This window comes from Ewingella allii (genome assembly GCF_044430645.1).
Lineage (GTDB): Bacteria > Pseudomonadota > Gammaproteobacteria > Enterobacterales > Enterobacteriaceae > Ewingella > Ewingella allii.
The window spans coordinates 427,973-441,158 of sequence record NZ_JAWUDN010000001.1 but is presented as its reverse complement, the minus strand read 5'-3'; the positions used below and the strand labels follow the sequence as shown (position 1 = coordinate 441,158).

Annotated in this window: 14 protein-coding genes; 10 read left to right on the top strand and 4 right to left on the bottom strand. The window is 49.0% G+C overall.

Going from position 1 to position 13,186, the window contains the following annotated elements; genetic code table 11:
- Window positions 1–296: 296 nt before the first annotated feature.
- The 3 genes from SBO83_RS02120 (at window position 297) to SBO83_RS02110 (ending at window position 1,743) form a co-directional block, all read left to right on the top strand.
- Window positions 297–521, top strand: coding sequence for a DUF2594 family protein (locus SBO83_RS02120; protein WP_034791456.1), 225 nt, complete (start codon window positions 297–299; stop codon window positions 519–521).
- Window positions 522–680: 159 nt separating this feature from the next.
- A complete protein-coding gene (locus tag SBO83_RS02115; protein ID WP_353502587.1) occupies window positions 681–851 on the top strand; it encodes a hypothetical protein in 171 nt (56 codons plus the stop codon).
- Window positions 852–963: 112 nt separating this feature from the next.
- Window positions 964–1,743: a helix-turn-helix domain-containing protein gene (locus tag SBO83_RS02110; RefSeq protein ID WP_396130311.1), complete on the top strand. Its 780-nt coding sequence runs from the start codon at window positions 964–966 to the stop codon at window positions 1,741–1,743.
- On the opposite strand, the gene leuA is transcribed toward SBO83_RS02110, so the two are convergent.
- Both leuA and iraP read right to left on the bottom strand, forming a co-directional pair.
- Window positions 1,740–3,407: a 2-isopropylmalate synthase gene (leuA, locus tag SBO83_RS02105; protein WP_396130310.1), complete on the bottom strand. Its 1,668-nt coding sequence runs from the start codon at window positions 3,405–3,407 to the stop codon at window positions 1,740–1,742. The two genes, SBO83_RS02110 and leuA, sit on opposite strands and share 4 nt — an antisense overlap.
- 184 nt (window positions 3,408–3,591) lie before the next feature.
- Entirely contained in the window at window positions 3,592–3,876 is a 285-nt protein-coding gene (iraP, locus tag SBO83_RS02100) for an anti-adapter protein IraP (RefSeq protein ID WP_396130309.1), read from the bottom strand.
- Between the two features lie 182 nt (window positions 3,877–4,058).
- On the opposite strand from iraP, the gene SBO83_RS02095 reads away from it, so the two are divergent.
- Together SBO83_RS02095 and fabV are read left to right on the top strand one after the other, a co-directional pair.
- Window positions 4,059–4,295 (top strand): hypothetical protein, encoded by a 237-nt coding sequence (locus SBO83_RS02095; RefSeq protein ID WP_396130308.1) that lies wholly within the window; start codon window positions 4,059–4,061, stop codon window positions 4,293–4,295.
- Between the two features lie 56 nt (window positions 4,296–4,351).
- Entirely contained in the window at window positions 4,352–5,551 is a 1,200-nt protein-coding gene (gene fabV, locus SBO83_RS02090; RefSeq protein WP_396130307.1) for an enoyl-ACP reductase FabV, read from the top strand.
- A gap of 132 nt (window positions 5,552–5,683) precedes the next feature.
- Here fabV and SBO83_RS02085 read toward each other — a convergent pair whose 3' ends face one another.
- Window positions 5,684–6,067 carry a hypothetical protein gene (locus tag SBO83_RS02085; protein ID WP_396130306.1) on the bottom strand — a complete coding sequence of 128 codons (384 nt, stop codon included), beginning with the start codon at window positions 6,065–6,067 and terminating at the stop codon, window positions 5,684–5,686.
- 788 nt (window positions 6,068–6,855) lie between these two features.
- Here SBO83_RS02085 and SBO83_RS02080 point away from each other — a divergent pair.
- The gene (locus tag SBO83_RS02080; protein ID WP_396130305.1) at window positions 6,856–7,893 is read left to right on the top strand and encodes an acyltransferase family protein; all 1,038 of its coding nucleotides are present in this window, start codon (window positions 6,856–6,858) and stop codon (window positions 7,891–7,893) included.
- A 470-nt stretch (window positions 7,894–8,363) separates the two neighbouring features.
- Window positions 8,364–9,764: a D-serine/D-alanine/glycine transporter gene (cycA, locus tag SBO83_RS02075; RefSeq protein WP_396130304.1), complete on the top strand. Its 1,401-nt coding sequence runs from the start codon at window positions 8,364–8,366 to the stop codon at window positions 9,762–9,764.
- A 104-nt stretch (window positions 9,765–9,868) separates the two neighbouring features.
- Here cycA and rutR read toward each other — a convergent pair whose 3' ends face one another.
- Window positions 9,869–10,513 (bottom strand): HTH-type transcriptional regulator RutR, encoded by a 645-nt coding sequence (gene rutR, locus SBO83_RS02070; RefSeq protein ID WP_396130303.1) that lies wholly within the window; start codon window positions 10,511–10,513, stop codon window positions 9,869–9,871.
- 373 nt (window positions 10,514–10,886) lie between these two features.
- Here rutR and rutA point away from each other — a divergent pair, with 373 nt between their 5' ends.
- From rutA to rutC, 3 genes are read left to right on the top strand one after another with little or no spacing between them, the layout of a single operon-like run.
- On the top strand, window positions 10,887–11,987 hold the full coding sequence (gene rutA / locus SBO83_RS02065) for a pyrimidine utilization protein A (RefSeq protein WP_396130302.1): 1,101 nt from the start codon (window positions 10,887–10,889) through the stop codon (window positions 11,985–11,987).
- Window positions 11,987–12,751 carry a pyrimidine utilization protein B gene (rutB, locus tag SBO83_RS02060; RefSeq protein WP_396130301.1) on the top strand — a complete coding sequence of 255 codons (765 nt, stop codon included), beginning with the start codon at window positions 11,987–11,989 and terminating at the stop codon, window positions 12,749–12,751. Before rutA ends, rutB begins: the two co-directional genes overlap by 1 nt.
- A 20-nt stretch (window positions 12,752–12,771) precedes the next feature.
- Complete coding sequence (rutC, locus tag SBO83_RS02055) at window positions 12,772–13,158, top strand: pyrimidine utilization protein C (protein ID WP_353502598.1); 387 nt, start codon at window positions 12,772–12,774, stop codon at window positions 13,156–13,158.
- Window positions 13,159–13,186: the final 28 nt, after the last annotated feature.

Genomic DNA, 13,186 nt, shown 5'->3' with positions numbered 1-13,186 from the left:
ACTGCTTCTATATCTATCTTATGAAGATTTATTATTATTTTCCTCAGTAAATTCTTATGAATGCTAAATGAATAAAAATCCGTTTAGACATGAAAAATACTCAATCTCAAAATCAGGTTGAGTCTCTTTACCATCCTCACTCACTCTCGCCTGTCTGTTTCTGCTGTCCTGCTCCAAACACGCCCGTAACGAGCAGGGAATGAATGTGGTAGAATGGCCGCACTTTCTTTCAGGCTGCTGAAAACTGTCTGAAATATCATTATCTGATTGAGCTGGAAAACAGCTTTGGAGCCCAAATGAGTCAATGTGATTTTACCACTGAAGCCAACGTCGAAACTCTGGCCACGGAAGTTGCCTGTTTAAAAGCCACTTTAACGTTGATCCTCAAAGCCATTGGCCAGGCGGACGCGGGCAAAGTGATGCTTAACATGGAAAGATTTGCCGCTCAAATGGAAGATGAAAAGCAGGCTGAGATCTTCAGAAACTCCCTGCAACAGATTAAGTTCGCTTACCGCCAGTAAGCCGTAACTGTCAGGCCCGCCGCGCTGCGGGCCTTAGCCTTCGCGGCTTCTAGCACACTTCCCTCCCTCACCTTCCCCCGCTTTCTGCTAAAATCTAACTTCAACTTTCTCTACCAGACCGTTTCTCCCGAGAGATGTCTTACAAATAGGATAAAAACGATGAGCGAGAATAAGAGCGAAAATAAAACCAAGGCTGATGAAGTTCATATCAGCGACGGATTGGCGAAATTGCACGAAGTTGCCGAGCAAATGACTGAAGAAGAGCTTCAGCAAAAAGCCGAAGAGGCCAAACAAGCTGTTGAAGAAGCGAAGAAAAACCGCCATAAATAAGTCCTTCAGTCACGGATAAAGCGCGATGCTATCGTTGGGCAGGGAGAGCGTCCCTGCCATTTCAGCCTGTTTAGCCCCAACGCGCTTTATTTTTAGCCCGGATAATCGACCGATGCAGCACACCTCCCCACTTTCACCTTTTCAATCCCTTGCTTCACGCGCGGTAGAATATCAACACGGCGAGTGCGAAACCCCTCATAGCCACAGCTGCTCGCAGCTCATTCACACTCTGAGCGGCGTGGTGGAAGTCAGTACCGAAATGGGGATTTGGATGGTACCGCCGGGGCGCGGGGTGTGGCTTCCGGCCCATGTCCGCCACGGGTTGCGCTTTATCGGCGGCGTCAAAGCCAGAACGGTGTTTGTTGACTCTCTGGCCCGCGCGGACCTTCCTTCGCAATGTCAGGTAGTTCAAATATCGCCTTTGCTGCGCGAGCTGATCTCCTCCTCTTTGGCAATTCCCGCAGACTATCTGGTTGGCGGGCGCGAGGAGCGTGTGATGGAGTTGCTGCTCGATGAGCTGCGGCTGCTGCCGGTGCTGCCTTTACACCTGCCGGAGCCAAGAGATGCCGCACTGTTGGCGGTTTGCCGTGAAATTCAGCAGGCACTCTCTTCCCCGTGGGAGTTAGAAGATGTGGCTGCACAACTGCAAATCAGCGGGCGCACCCTGTCGCGCCGATTTCAGCGTGAAACCGGACTGCGGTTTAGTGATTGGGTTAGGCGAGCAAGACTACTGGCGGGAATTAACGCCTTGGCGGCGGGGACCTCAGTCTTAGATGTGGCGCTAGAGCTGGGCTATGACAGCCCCAGCGCCTTTAGTGCGATGTTTAAACGCGCGCTGGGCGTATCGCCCAGCGACTATTTCTCTCTCGATTTCCCTCTGCCCGTCGCTTAATTCAAAAATTGAGCGACGGCGTTAAACAGGGCCTGCAACGAGGCGCTGGACACATCGCTATCAATCCCTACGCCGTAGAAGGTTTCCCCCTGCTTGCGCTGGCAACTGACGTACGCCACCGCGCGGCTGTGGCTCTGATGCCCCAGCGTGTGCTCGTGGTAATCGCCAATGTCGAGTTGTAAGTCAAAGTGCCCGCTCAGAGCATCCACCGCGCCGGACAACAGGCCGTTGCCGCTGCCTGACAATGACAGATCCTGCCCCTGATATTTCACTCGGGCGCTGAAGTGGTACTGGTTTCGCTCATCGCTGCGGATGTCATAACCCAGCAGTTGCAGCACCGGCTGATCCACCAAGCCATAGCGCTGGCGGAACAGACGCCATATATCGCTGGTGCTCATCTCTTTGCCGGTGGTATCGGTTTCACGCTGGACGGCTTTACTGAAGGCTATCTGCAAGCCGCGCGGCAATTTCAGACCATGATTTTGCTCGAGCAGCCATGCCGCGCCGCTTTTCCCTGACTGGCTGTTGACGCGGATCACCGCCTCATAGCTGCAGCCCACGTCGGCAGGGTCCAGCGGCAAGTAAGGGACTTGCCAGTAAGCATCGCCACGGCTGGCCTGAGCTGCGAAGCCTTTTTTGATTGCATCCTGATGAGAACCGGAGAAAGCGGTAAACACCAGCTCACCTGCATACGGGTGGCGCGGATGTACCGGCAGCTGGTTGCACTGCTCTACAATCTCCACCAGGCTCTGCAAGTTGCTGAAATCTAAGCCAGGCGAAATACCCTGCGTGTAGAAATTCAGCGCCAGGGTGACCAAATCCACATTGCCCGTGCGCTCGCCGTTGCCAAACAAGCAACCTTCGACCCGGTCGGCCCCTGCCAGCATTGCCAGTTCGGCACAGGCTACGCCAGTGCCTCGGTCATTGTGCGGATGCACACTGATAGACACCCGATCGCGACGGCTAAAGTGACGACAGAACCACTCAATCTGATCGGCATAGATGTTCGGCGTGCTGACCTCCACGGTGGCGGGCAGGTTGATGATCATCGGGCGCTGGGCGTTGGGTTGCCACACTTCGGCCACGGCTTCGCAAATCTCTAAAGAGAATTCCAGCTCGGTAAAACAGAAGGTTTCCGGCGAATATTCGAAGGTCCACTGGGTTTGCGGATACTGTTCGCACAGTTGGCGAATCTGCTTAGCGCCGCGCACCGCCAGTTCGCGCGTTGCCGCTTTATCCTGATTGAAAACCACTTCGCGGAAAATCGGTGCCGTGGCGTTATAAAGGTGGACGATAGCGCGCGGCACGTCCTTTAACGCATCAAAAGTACGCTCGATCAGGTCCGGGCGTGATGGCGTAAGCACCTGAATATAGACATCTTCCGGGATCGCGTTGTCTTCAATCAGCCCACGCACGAAATCAAAATCGGTTTGCGACGCCGAGGGGAAAGCCACTTCTATCTGCTTGAAACCACAGCGCACCAACACATCAAAGAACTGGCGTTTGCGCTCGTTATCCATTGGCTCGGCGAGTGACTGGTTGCCATCGCGTAGATCGCTTGAACACCACTGCGGCACCTTATTCAGCACTTTTCCCGGCCATTGACGATCGGCCAGATTGACTGGCGGAAAGGAACGATATTTCTGAGAAGGGTCGACTAACATGGTAATTCTCCATTCAACACTGCTGGCCTCATGCCGCAGCCTGAAAAGAGTATGCCGCAAGCCGCCCGACGGCGCGCCTCGCTAACTGACAGTGACCCGTGAGAAACGGACAACCGGAAAAGGGAGAGATGGGAGGGGGTTGGACAAACGAATTGGGCTACAGAATTCTGTAGCCCAAAGCGATTTACTCTTCTGCGTTTTCAGCCACAAAGCGTGTGACTTTTAATAAGCGATCAAAGTGGGAAAGAATGAGTTCCACGTCTGATTGTAGAATCTCATCCGACGATTTCGCCGCCGCTAAAACCGCATTGTGGATATTGGTTGAAATATCGTCCTTTGATTCTTGACTCACCGAAAGAACCAGCGCAGCAATAAGCAAGGATTGCGCTTCAACCTGAGCCACCAGCTCTTTAGCCTCTACTTCGACTTTGGACAGTTTGATCAGCACATCGATCATTAAATTTTTCATTTTGGCACCCTTGGTTAATTCTGCACAATCGAAATTAGCACCGAATCTTGCGCAGCGGAAGTTAGCACTATCACACCATAATGATATAACTTTTTCCTGCGCTATTTATGCCAGAAGCCGTCTAAATTCGCCACATTCTCCCCCGCTCACTTTGCGCTATGCTAAGTTGGAATTATGCTGGCATGAAACATCGCGGTCGTGCCAAGGGAGGCGGTATGATTTTCCAGAAAGGCAGCATCGTTAAGCATCAATCCGGCGAAATTAAGGGTGTTGTCACCAACATCTTTGAACCGCTATCGGGGGATGTTTCTTACTACATTGCGTGGGGCGATGGCACCATCAGCCTGCACCCTGAGAGTGAAATACGCTGGGCCAGCGTGGACACGCTAAAGACCTTCAGAAATTTCTACGAGAAATAAGAGCCAATATTAAGTAATATTGTCTTCCTTTTATAAGCAACCAAGATAAACCATTCATGATAATCAAACCTAAAATTCGCGGCTTTATCTGTACGACCACTCATCCGGTAGGCTGTGAAGCCAACGTGCGTGAGCAAATTGCCTACGTGAAAGCGCAAGGCAAACTGAAAGACGGACCAAAACGCGTCCTGGTCATCGGTGCCTCTACGGGTTATGGGCTTGCCTCAAGAATTAATGCTGCTTTCGGTTCAGACGCAGCCACCATCGGCGTGTTCTTCGAAAAACCGGGTAGCGAAGCGAAAACCGGTTCTGCTGGCTGGTACAACGCCGCGGCATTCGATAAAGCAGCCAAAGAAGAAGGCCTGTACTCTAAAAGCGTCAACGGCGATGCATTCTCTAACGAATGCCGCGACACCGTGATCAAGCTGATTAAAGAAGATCTCGGCCAAATCGATCTGGTGGTTTACTCACTGGCTTCTCCAGTGCGCAAAATGCCAGATAGCGGCGAGCTGGTGCGTTCAGCCCTGAAACCTATCGGCGAACCGTATCAATCTACCGCGCTGGACACCAACAAAGACAAGCTGGTTTCTGCCGTAGTTGAACCTGCAAACGAGCAAGAAATCGCTGATACCATCAAAGTGATGGGCGGCCAGGACTGGGAGCTGTGGATCAACGCTCTGGCAGACGCTGGCGTGTTGGCGGACAACGCCAAGTCCGTGGCTTACTCCTACATCGGTACTGAGCTGACCTGGCCAATCTACTGGCACGGTACGTTGGGCAAGGCGAAAGAAGACTTGGATCGCGCAGCCCAGGCTATCGATACCAAACTGAAAGCCAAAGGCGGCTCGGCTAACGTTGCAGTACTGAAATCTGTCGTGACTCAGGCTTCTGCTGCGATTCCGGTTATGCCTCTGTACATCTCTATCGTGTTCAAAATCATGAAAGAGCAAGGTATCCACGAAGGCTGTATTGAGCAGATCCAACGCCTGTTTGCGACCAAAATGTACAATGACCAGACGCCAACCACCGACGACAAAAACCGTCTGCGCCTGGATGACTGGGAACTACGTGACGAAGTGCAGAAAACCTGTGGCGAGATCTGGAAGCAACTGAACGATGACAATATCTATCAGCTGACTGATTACCAGAGCTACAAAGAAGAGTTCCTGCGCCTGTTCGGCTTCGGCCTGAAAGGCGTGGATTACGACGCTGACGTCAGCGCCGAAGTGAACTTCGACGTCATCGAATTAGTTTAAATCTTAATCGTTCAAACGCTGAAAACAAAAAGCCTGCTTAATTGCAGGCTTTTTTTTGGCTTTTATAAAGCGAAAAACCTCGCAATAGCGAGGCTTATTTTTCACTTTAATTCTATTTATATATCAAAAACGTTAAATCTTATGTTCTTTTTTATCAACGTCGATCATTAAATAGCTTAAAAGACCTTTGTCGGCATTTTTTCTAGCCATATCGTTATTGGCAATTAAATAAAATGACGTTGCGACATCATAAGGCGATTTTTCTGCTGGGTAGACAACAAACTGAAGAGGCTCCCCACCCTTAATTGGCGAGCATTGAATTTGCCATGAACCGTCTTTTTCAGCAGCAGGCAGGCATTTACTCATACCAAAGCTATATGACATTTTAGAACTTACAGAGGCAACTGCTTCCTTTACATAAATTGGGGTTTTGGCACTTCCATAATTCCCATATGCAAATGAAGCAATTAGTGCAAGTGGAATCACGCACAAAAACAATGGCTTAATTTTCATCATCCTGATACCTGTAGAAAACACAAATAAGTGAAAGCGCGTACAGAATAATCCTAAATTTTCAAAATTTCCATTGAAAATATAAAGAATTCTTAGGAATTATCACACAACATGTACGATAAATGTACTTAGAGTGAATAATTCTTAGATATGGAAATAAATAGCCATTTATACTGACAAATACTCATTAAAATTGATTAATAAGAACAAATCACTAATAAGATATTTAAAGATTATATCTCACATCAATTTAAGCCTAATTTATAGATAGTTACCCTTACCTACAGAGCTTGGCTCCCCATACCTCTTTTGTACGCAAGGTAAAACTGATTCAGTTCTTTAACATGACCTCACACCGCTCATAACAATTCTAACGAAAAGTCAATATTTTTTATCATTGGCATATCTCATAGTGCCATTAGGTAAGACATGAAGACTCGCCTTCTTAGTTATTGGTCCATTAGGTAACAAGTCGAACCGCCCCCGAACAGGCTCCATAACCATATCTTTATTAATCCTTGTTACAAAAGCACCAAATATAATTATATTTATTTAGCTTGTTGCTATATAAAATATATATAATATGCGAATTTTAATAATTTTTATATTTTATTAAAAAAAGTGAGGTTATAATACAACCTTATATCTAACATACGGCTTAAAAATCAAGAGGGTACATGCTTCAATCAAACTATCACTTACTTTGGGCCGCGTTCTTAATAATCCTCTCTGGGGGAATATTTAGTACGAGATTCTTCAGTTTTATAGATAAAGATATCAAAGAAACCAGAATGCAGAACATTGATGGTTTAAGATATCTATTAGCATCCTTTGTGGCATTGCATCATTTCATTGTTGGTAGAAATTACACCATAACTGGACAATGGAAAGTCCCAGATAACATTTTTGATACTTTTGCAGGACAATTTGGGGTGATCATTTTCTTTATGATTTCAGGATCATTATTTGTCACTTTATGTGACCAAAAAACAGATTGGTTAAAATTCTACATAAAAAGATTTTTCAGACTAGTTCCAATGCTTTCCTTATCTTCGGTACTGTGTATTGGGATCGCAATATTGCTGCAAGTTAGAAGCGGACATTTTGTTTATAACGATAATTTTTTAAATTGGTTTGATGCCGCAGTACTCAATCAACGTCCAGATTTATTTGGATTCATTCATTCATTTACAATTTCCGGTGGGGTAACCTGGACGCTCTATTGGGAGTGGATGTTGTATTTCTCCTTACCTGTATTGTTTATAATTAACATTAAAAAAGAATCATTAAGTCTAATGATTGCTATACTTTTTATCTGTTATTATATTTATAGCAAATATGATTATTCAACATCATTATTTATCTCTTCATTTGCCTTTGGTGGGCTGGTGAGAACTATCAGTAATAAATTAGCGTTTAAACCTACATTATCGTTGAACGTATTGACTATAATTGCCTTTGTAGCAAGTATAATTTTTGGTTGTTATAATACTCCTTACACGCTTACAGCATTGATTATATACGCACTCTTCTTTTTCATGATTTGTGTGGGCGGTAATTTTTTTGGCCTACTTACCAGCGCGGGTTTTAGAAGGTTAGGTGATGCTAGTTTCAGCATTTATCTTCTGCACCCAATTGCATGGTTTATGATGAATAAAATATTGTTGCGGTTTGATCTTTTTGAAAAACCAATGTGGGTTCTTGTCGCTTCGACTATTTCGTGGCTGTTCATATGCTGCATTTCAATTATGTCCTTCCACTACATCGAAACATACTTCATTTCATTGGGAAAAAACATCACAGAGAAAATGAAATCATATACTCTATAAAAAATCCAATAAAAATGAATTAAATATAGATAGCGCATTATGGGTATTGAAATCAGAGGCTAATTTCTCAAATACCCTTGCGCTAGTGTTATTTAGAGCGCAACCACCTGATTAATTACTGACCAGAACTTGTATTAGTTAACATATTGGTATCCACCTTGCAGTCATTCTCATAAATATTTGTGATTACCATCACGGGCAAAACGCGTATTATTCGCGTCTGTCTGATTTTGGATTGTTTAATTAACGGACATTTATCATTCATGTAAAAAATACTATACGTTTATTTCATCCTTATTTTTCATGTTGGTTATAATAAGCTACGTTTTAACATTAGTATTACAGCACTTCTCAGCAACCATCACTGGGGAGTACAAAAAAGAGCCATTCAGAGCTCATAAAATGAGAATAAGCGCGATATAGCGCGACGTTCAGCGCTATTTGGGCGAAAAAACAGGAATCAATACAGTATGCAAGACGAGTCTAAAATCCTCAGTAAGCAGGAAGAGGAAGGCGCCGATAACCTACGGCGCAACCTCAGTAACCGGCATATCCAGCTTATTGCTATCGGTGGCGCTATTGGTACCGGCCTGTTCATGGGGTCGGGGAAAACCATCAGCCTGGCGGGTCCATCCATCATCTTCGTTTATATGATCATCGGCTTTATGCTGTTTTTCGTAATGCGTGCGATGGGCGAACTGCTGCTTTCTAACCTTGAATATAAATCCTTCAGCGACTTCGCCGCTGACCTGCTGGGTCCGTGGGCGGGCTACTTTACGGGCTGGACCTACTGGTTCTGCTGGGTAGTCACCGGCATCGCCGACGTGGTGGCCATTACTGCTTATGCACAATTCTGGTTCCCCGGCTTGTCGCAGTGGATAGCCTCTTTACTCTGCGTTTTACTCTTGCTGAGCCTGAACCTCGCCACCGTTAAAATGTTTGGTGAGATGGAGTTCTGGTTCGCGATGATTAAAATCGTCGCCATCGTCGGCTTAATTATCACCGGCCTGGTGATGGTATTGACTCACTTTGAGACGCCAACCGGCTCGGTTGCCTCGTTCAGTAACCTGTGGAATGACGGTGGCTTCTTCCCCCACGGCATTAGCGGCTTCTTTGCTGGCTTCCAGATAGCGATTTTCGCCTTTGTCGGCATTGAATTAGTCGGGACAACCGCCGCCGAAACCAAAGATCCGGAGAAGTCTCTGCCGCGGGCCATCAATGCCATCCCGCTGCGCATCATCATGTTCTACGTTTTCTCGTTGATTATGATTATGTCAGTCACGCCGTGGAACTCCGTAGTGCCGGATAAGAGCCCGTTCGTCGAGCTGTTCGTGATTGCCGGTTTGCCCGCTGCCGCCAGCATTATTAACTTCGTGGTGCTGACCTCGGCGGCCTCTTCCGCCAACAGCGGCGTGTTCTCCACCAGCCGCATGTTGTTCGGTCTGGCGCAGGAAGGCAATGCGCCGAAAGCCTTTGGTAAATTGTCCTCCCGCGCGGTGCCGTCAAACGGCCTGACCTTCTCCTGTATCTGCCTGCTGGGCGGCGTGGTGCTGATTTATCTGATCCCAGACGTGGTGACGGTATTCACGCTGGTGACAACGGTTTCGGCCATTTTGTTTATGTTCGTTTGGACCATCATCCTCTGCTCATATCTGGTATATCGCCGCCAGCGCCCGCAGTTGCATGAGAAATCCATCTACAAAATGCCGTTAGGCAAGTTGATGTGCTGGGTCTGTATGGCGTTCTTCGCCTGCGTGCTGGTGCTGTTAACCTTGCAGGATGATACCCGCCAGGCCCTGATGGTGACGCCGCTGTGGTTTGTGGTGTTGGCGGTGGGATATTGGATCCGGACGAGAAATCGAAAGGTCTGAATTATTTAACTCAACACTTTGTCTTTTAGATGTTTTGGTTTTGCTCCTTCCCTTTTCAGGAGGGGGAGGAGCAAGACAAAACCACAAAACGTTTCAAAGGGTTTTCAAACCCGAATCCCCCCTATGATGATTCTTTGAATCCCCTGAACTGTTTGTTCAAAGAACGCCTCATCGTTGAGGGTTTTGCCGCTGATGGCTTCGACTTGCACGCTGAAATCCGCGTAATGCTGGGTGGTCGCCCAAAGCATGAATATCAAATGCAGAGGCTCGATGGGGGCTATCAACTCCTGCTTTATCCAGCCGCGAATGACGTCGGACTTATCCTCCACCAGCGTCTTGAGACTGCCGCCCAACTCCTGTTTCAACAACGGTGCGCCCTGCACCATCTCCAGACAGAACAGCCGCGAGGCTTGTGGGTGGTCGCGGGAGACGCAAAGCTTGAGGCGGATATACTCGCTGATGGCAGATAGCGGATGCTGCTCGGCGCGCAGGGCAATCAGCGGCGCGACCCACACGTCCAACAGCCCGCGCAGCACGGCGATATACAAATCCTCTTTTGATGGGAAGTAATACAGCAGGTTGGTTTTGGACACATCGGCGCGCTCGGCGACCTGATCCAGACTGGTACCGTGGATGCCGTACAACGAGAAAAACTCCAGCGCGGCGGCCATAATGGTGCTGCGTTTTGCCGCGACGGCTTTTGAACGCCGGGTCGGCGCTTTCTTCTGATGTTCAATCTGCTGACTCACGACCACTCCCCGCCCCGCTTTCTGCAATATTCCGAGCATAACAAATGACTTTCACTGCGACTATCGTCAATCCCTTACCCCGTGAGCATTTCTGCAATTAACCACAAAGAGGTAATTTTTTAACAAAACCGCACCATTTTTGCCCACCTCTGCCTGTTTTGCGTGCAGTTAATTTTTACCAAATGGTCCGAATTAGACCAATTACTCCAGAAAACATGCTGCGTATTTTTCAACCGACTGAAAAATAAGCCGATTTAAAAACTGGCATTGGCTTTGCAATAGCTTCCTCGTCAATACGTTTTCACACAGCGCTGTCTGCCGTCCAAATGACTCAGGCAAGCCATTGTTAAGATTAACGAAATTGAGGTGAGCTATGAAAATCGGTGTCTTTATTCCTATCGGCAACAACGGCTGGTTGATTTCCTCTACTGCGCCGCAGTACCAGCCTACTTTTGAGCTGAATAAAACCATTGTGCAAAAAGCCGAACACTACAACTTCGACTTCGCGCTATCGATGATCAAGCTGCGCGGCTTCGGCGGCAAAACCGAGTTCTGGGAACACAATATGGAGTCGTTCACCCTGATGGCGGGCCTCGCCGCGGTGACTTCCCGCATTAAACTCTATGCTACCGCCGCCACATTAGTGATGCCACCGGCCATCGTGGCCCGCATGGCCGCGACCATTGACTCCATCTCCAACGGCCGTTTTGGCGTCAACGTGGTCACCGGCTGGCAGAAACCGGAATATGAGCAAATGGGCATGTGGCCGGGCGACGACTACTTCAGCCGCCGCTACGACTACCTGACCGAATACGTCACCGTGCTGCGCGACCTGTGGGGCACCGGCCACTGTGACTTAGACGGCGAGTTCTTCAAGATGGATGACTGCCGCGTCAGCCCACGCCCGCAGGCCGAGATGAAAGTGATCTGCGCCGGGCAGAGTGATGCGGGCATGGCCTTCTCTGCCAAACATGCCGATTTCAACTTCTGCTTCGGCAAAGGCGTCAACACGCCCACCGCCTTCGCCCCGACCGCCGCGCGGATGAAAACCGCGGCAGACGCCGAGCAGCGCGACGTTGCCTCTTATGTCTTATTCATGATCATCGCCGATGAAACCGACGCCGCCGCCCGCGCCAAGTGGGAACTGTACAAATCCGGGGCCGACGCCGACGCGCTGGCGTGGCTCACCGACCAGAGCAGCAAAGACACCAAGTCAGGCAGCGACACCAATGTGCGCCAGATGGCCGACCCAACCTCGGCGGTGAATATCAACATGGGCACGCTGGTCGGCTCCTATGCCAACGTCGCCAAAATGCTGGATGAAATCGCGACCGTACCCGGCACTGAGGGCATCCTGCTGACCTTCGACAACTTCGTAAACGGCATTGAAAACTTCGGCCAGTACATCCAACCGCTGATGAAAACCCGTCAGGACGTGCTGACTCACAACATTGAACAGAAAGAGGTGGCCTGATGACCGTGTTTGATCAATCGAAAGCTGACAACGTTGTTCGCCGCGATACAAAAAGCAGCGGCCAAGAAACGCTATTAAAAGCTCGCCCGGAAACTATTGCGTTTACCCCGCAGCAGGCCGCGCTGATCGTGGTGGATATGCAAAACGCCTACGCCTCACAGGGCGGCTATCTGGATTTGGCGGGCTTTGACGTGTCGGCCACCGGCCCGGTGATTAAAAACATCCAGCGGGCGATTGCCGCGGCGCGCTCGGCGGGCATCAAAGTCATTTTCTTCCAAAACGGCTGGGACAATCAGTATGTCGAAGCGGGCGGCAGCGGCTCGCCAAATTATCACAAGTCCAATGCACTCAAGACCATGCGAAAACGTCCGGAATTGATGGGAAAACTGCTGGCAAAAGGCGACTGGGACTACGACTTAGTGGACCAACTTCAGCCACAGCCGGGTGACATCGTGCTGCCGAAACCGCGCTACAGCGGCTTCTTCAACACCCAGCTCGACAGCCTGTTGCGCAGCTACGGCATTCATCATCTGGTGTTTACCGGCATTGCCACTAACGTTTGCGTGGAATCCACCCTGCGCGACGGCTTCTTCCTCGAATATTTCGGCGTAGTGCTAGAAGACGCGACTCATCAGGCCGGGCCGGACTTCGCGCAAAAAGCCGCGATTTACAACATTGAAACCTTCTTCGGCTGGGTGTCCAACGTCAACAGCTTCTGCGATGCCGTGGGTTATAGCGAGCAGCCGCTGAGTAAATCAGCCTGATAATAAATTGAGGAAAAATAATGCCTAAAAGCGCGATTATTCCAGCAGGCAGCGGCGTTCCGCTGGCCCCATTTGTTCCGGGCACCTTGGCCGACGGCGTGGTTTACGTCTCGGGAACCCTGCCCTTTGATAAAGACAACAATGTGGTGCATATCGGCGATGCCGCTGCGCAAACTCGCCACGTGCTAGAAATCATCAAAAAGGTGATTGAAACGGCGGGCGGCACCATGGATGACGTCACCATGAACTCCATTTTCATTACCGACTGGGCCAATTATGGCGCCGTAAATCAGGTGTATGCCGAATACTTCCCCGGCGAAAAACCCGCGCGCTTCTGCATTCAGTGTGGACTGGTTAAGCCGGACGCACTGATAGAAATCGCCTCAATCGCCCATATCGGCAAGTGATAAACCCAAGTTCACCTAGGAGATTAAC

What these genes read in the sequence shown, in the direction of transcription:
- SBO83_RS02120 (WP_034791456.1), top strand. Translation starts at nt 297, where the DNA reads ATGAGTCAATGTGATTTTACCACTGAAGCCAACGTCGAAACTCTGGCC.
- SBO83_RS02115 (WP_353502587.1), top strand. Translation starts at nt 681, where the DNA reads ATGAGCGAGAATAAGAGCGAAAATAAAACCAAGGCTGATGAAGTTCAT.
- SBO83_RS02110 (WP_396130311.1), top strand. Translation starts at nt 964, where the DNA reads ATGCAGCACACCTCCCCACTTTCACCTTTTCAATCCCTTGCTTCACGC.
- leuA (WP_396130310.1), bottom strand. Translation starts at nt 3,407, where the DNA reads ATGTTAGTCGACCCTTCTCAGAAATATCGTTCCTTTCCGCCAGTCAAT.
- iraP (WP_396130309.1), bottom strand. Translation starts at nt 3,876, where the DNA reads ATGAAAAATTTAATGATCGATGTGCTGATCAAACTGTCCAAAGTCGAA.
- SBO83_RS02095 (WP_396130308.1), top strand. Translation starts at nt 4,059, where the DNA reads ATGAAACATCGCGGTCGTGCCAAGGGAGGCGGTATGATTTTCCAGAAA.
- fabV (WP_396130307.1), top strand. Translation starts at nt 4,352, where the DNA reads ATGATAATCAAACCTAAAATTCGCGGCTTTATCTGTACGACCACTCAT.
- SBO83_RS02085 (WP_396130306.1), bottom strand. Translation starts at nt 6,067, where the DNA reads ATGATGAAAATTAAGCCATTGTTTTTGTGCGTGATTCCACTTGCACTA.
- SBO83_RS02080 (WP_396130305.1), top strand. Translation starts at nt 6,856, where the DNA reads ATGCAGAACATTGATGGTTTAAGATATCTATTAGCATCCTTTGTGGCA.
- cycA (WP_396130304.1), top strand. Translation starts at nt 8,364, where the DNA reads ATGCAAGACGAGTCTAAAATCCTCAGTAAGCAGGAAGAGGAAGGCGCC.
- rutA (WP_396130302.1), top strand. Translation starts at nt 10,887, where the DNA reads ATGAAAATCGGTGTCTTTATTCCTATCGGCAACAACGGCTGGTTGATT.
- rutB (WP_396130301.1), top strand. Translation starts at nt 11,987, where the DNA reads ATGACCGTGTTTGATCAATCGAAAGCTGACAACGTTGTTCGCCGCGAT.
- rutC (WP_353502598.1), top strand. Translation starts at nt 12,772, where the DNA reads ATGCCTAAAAGCGCGATTATTCCAGCAGGCAGCGGCGTTCCGCTGGCC.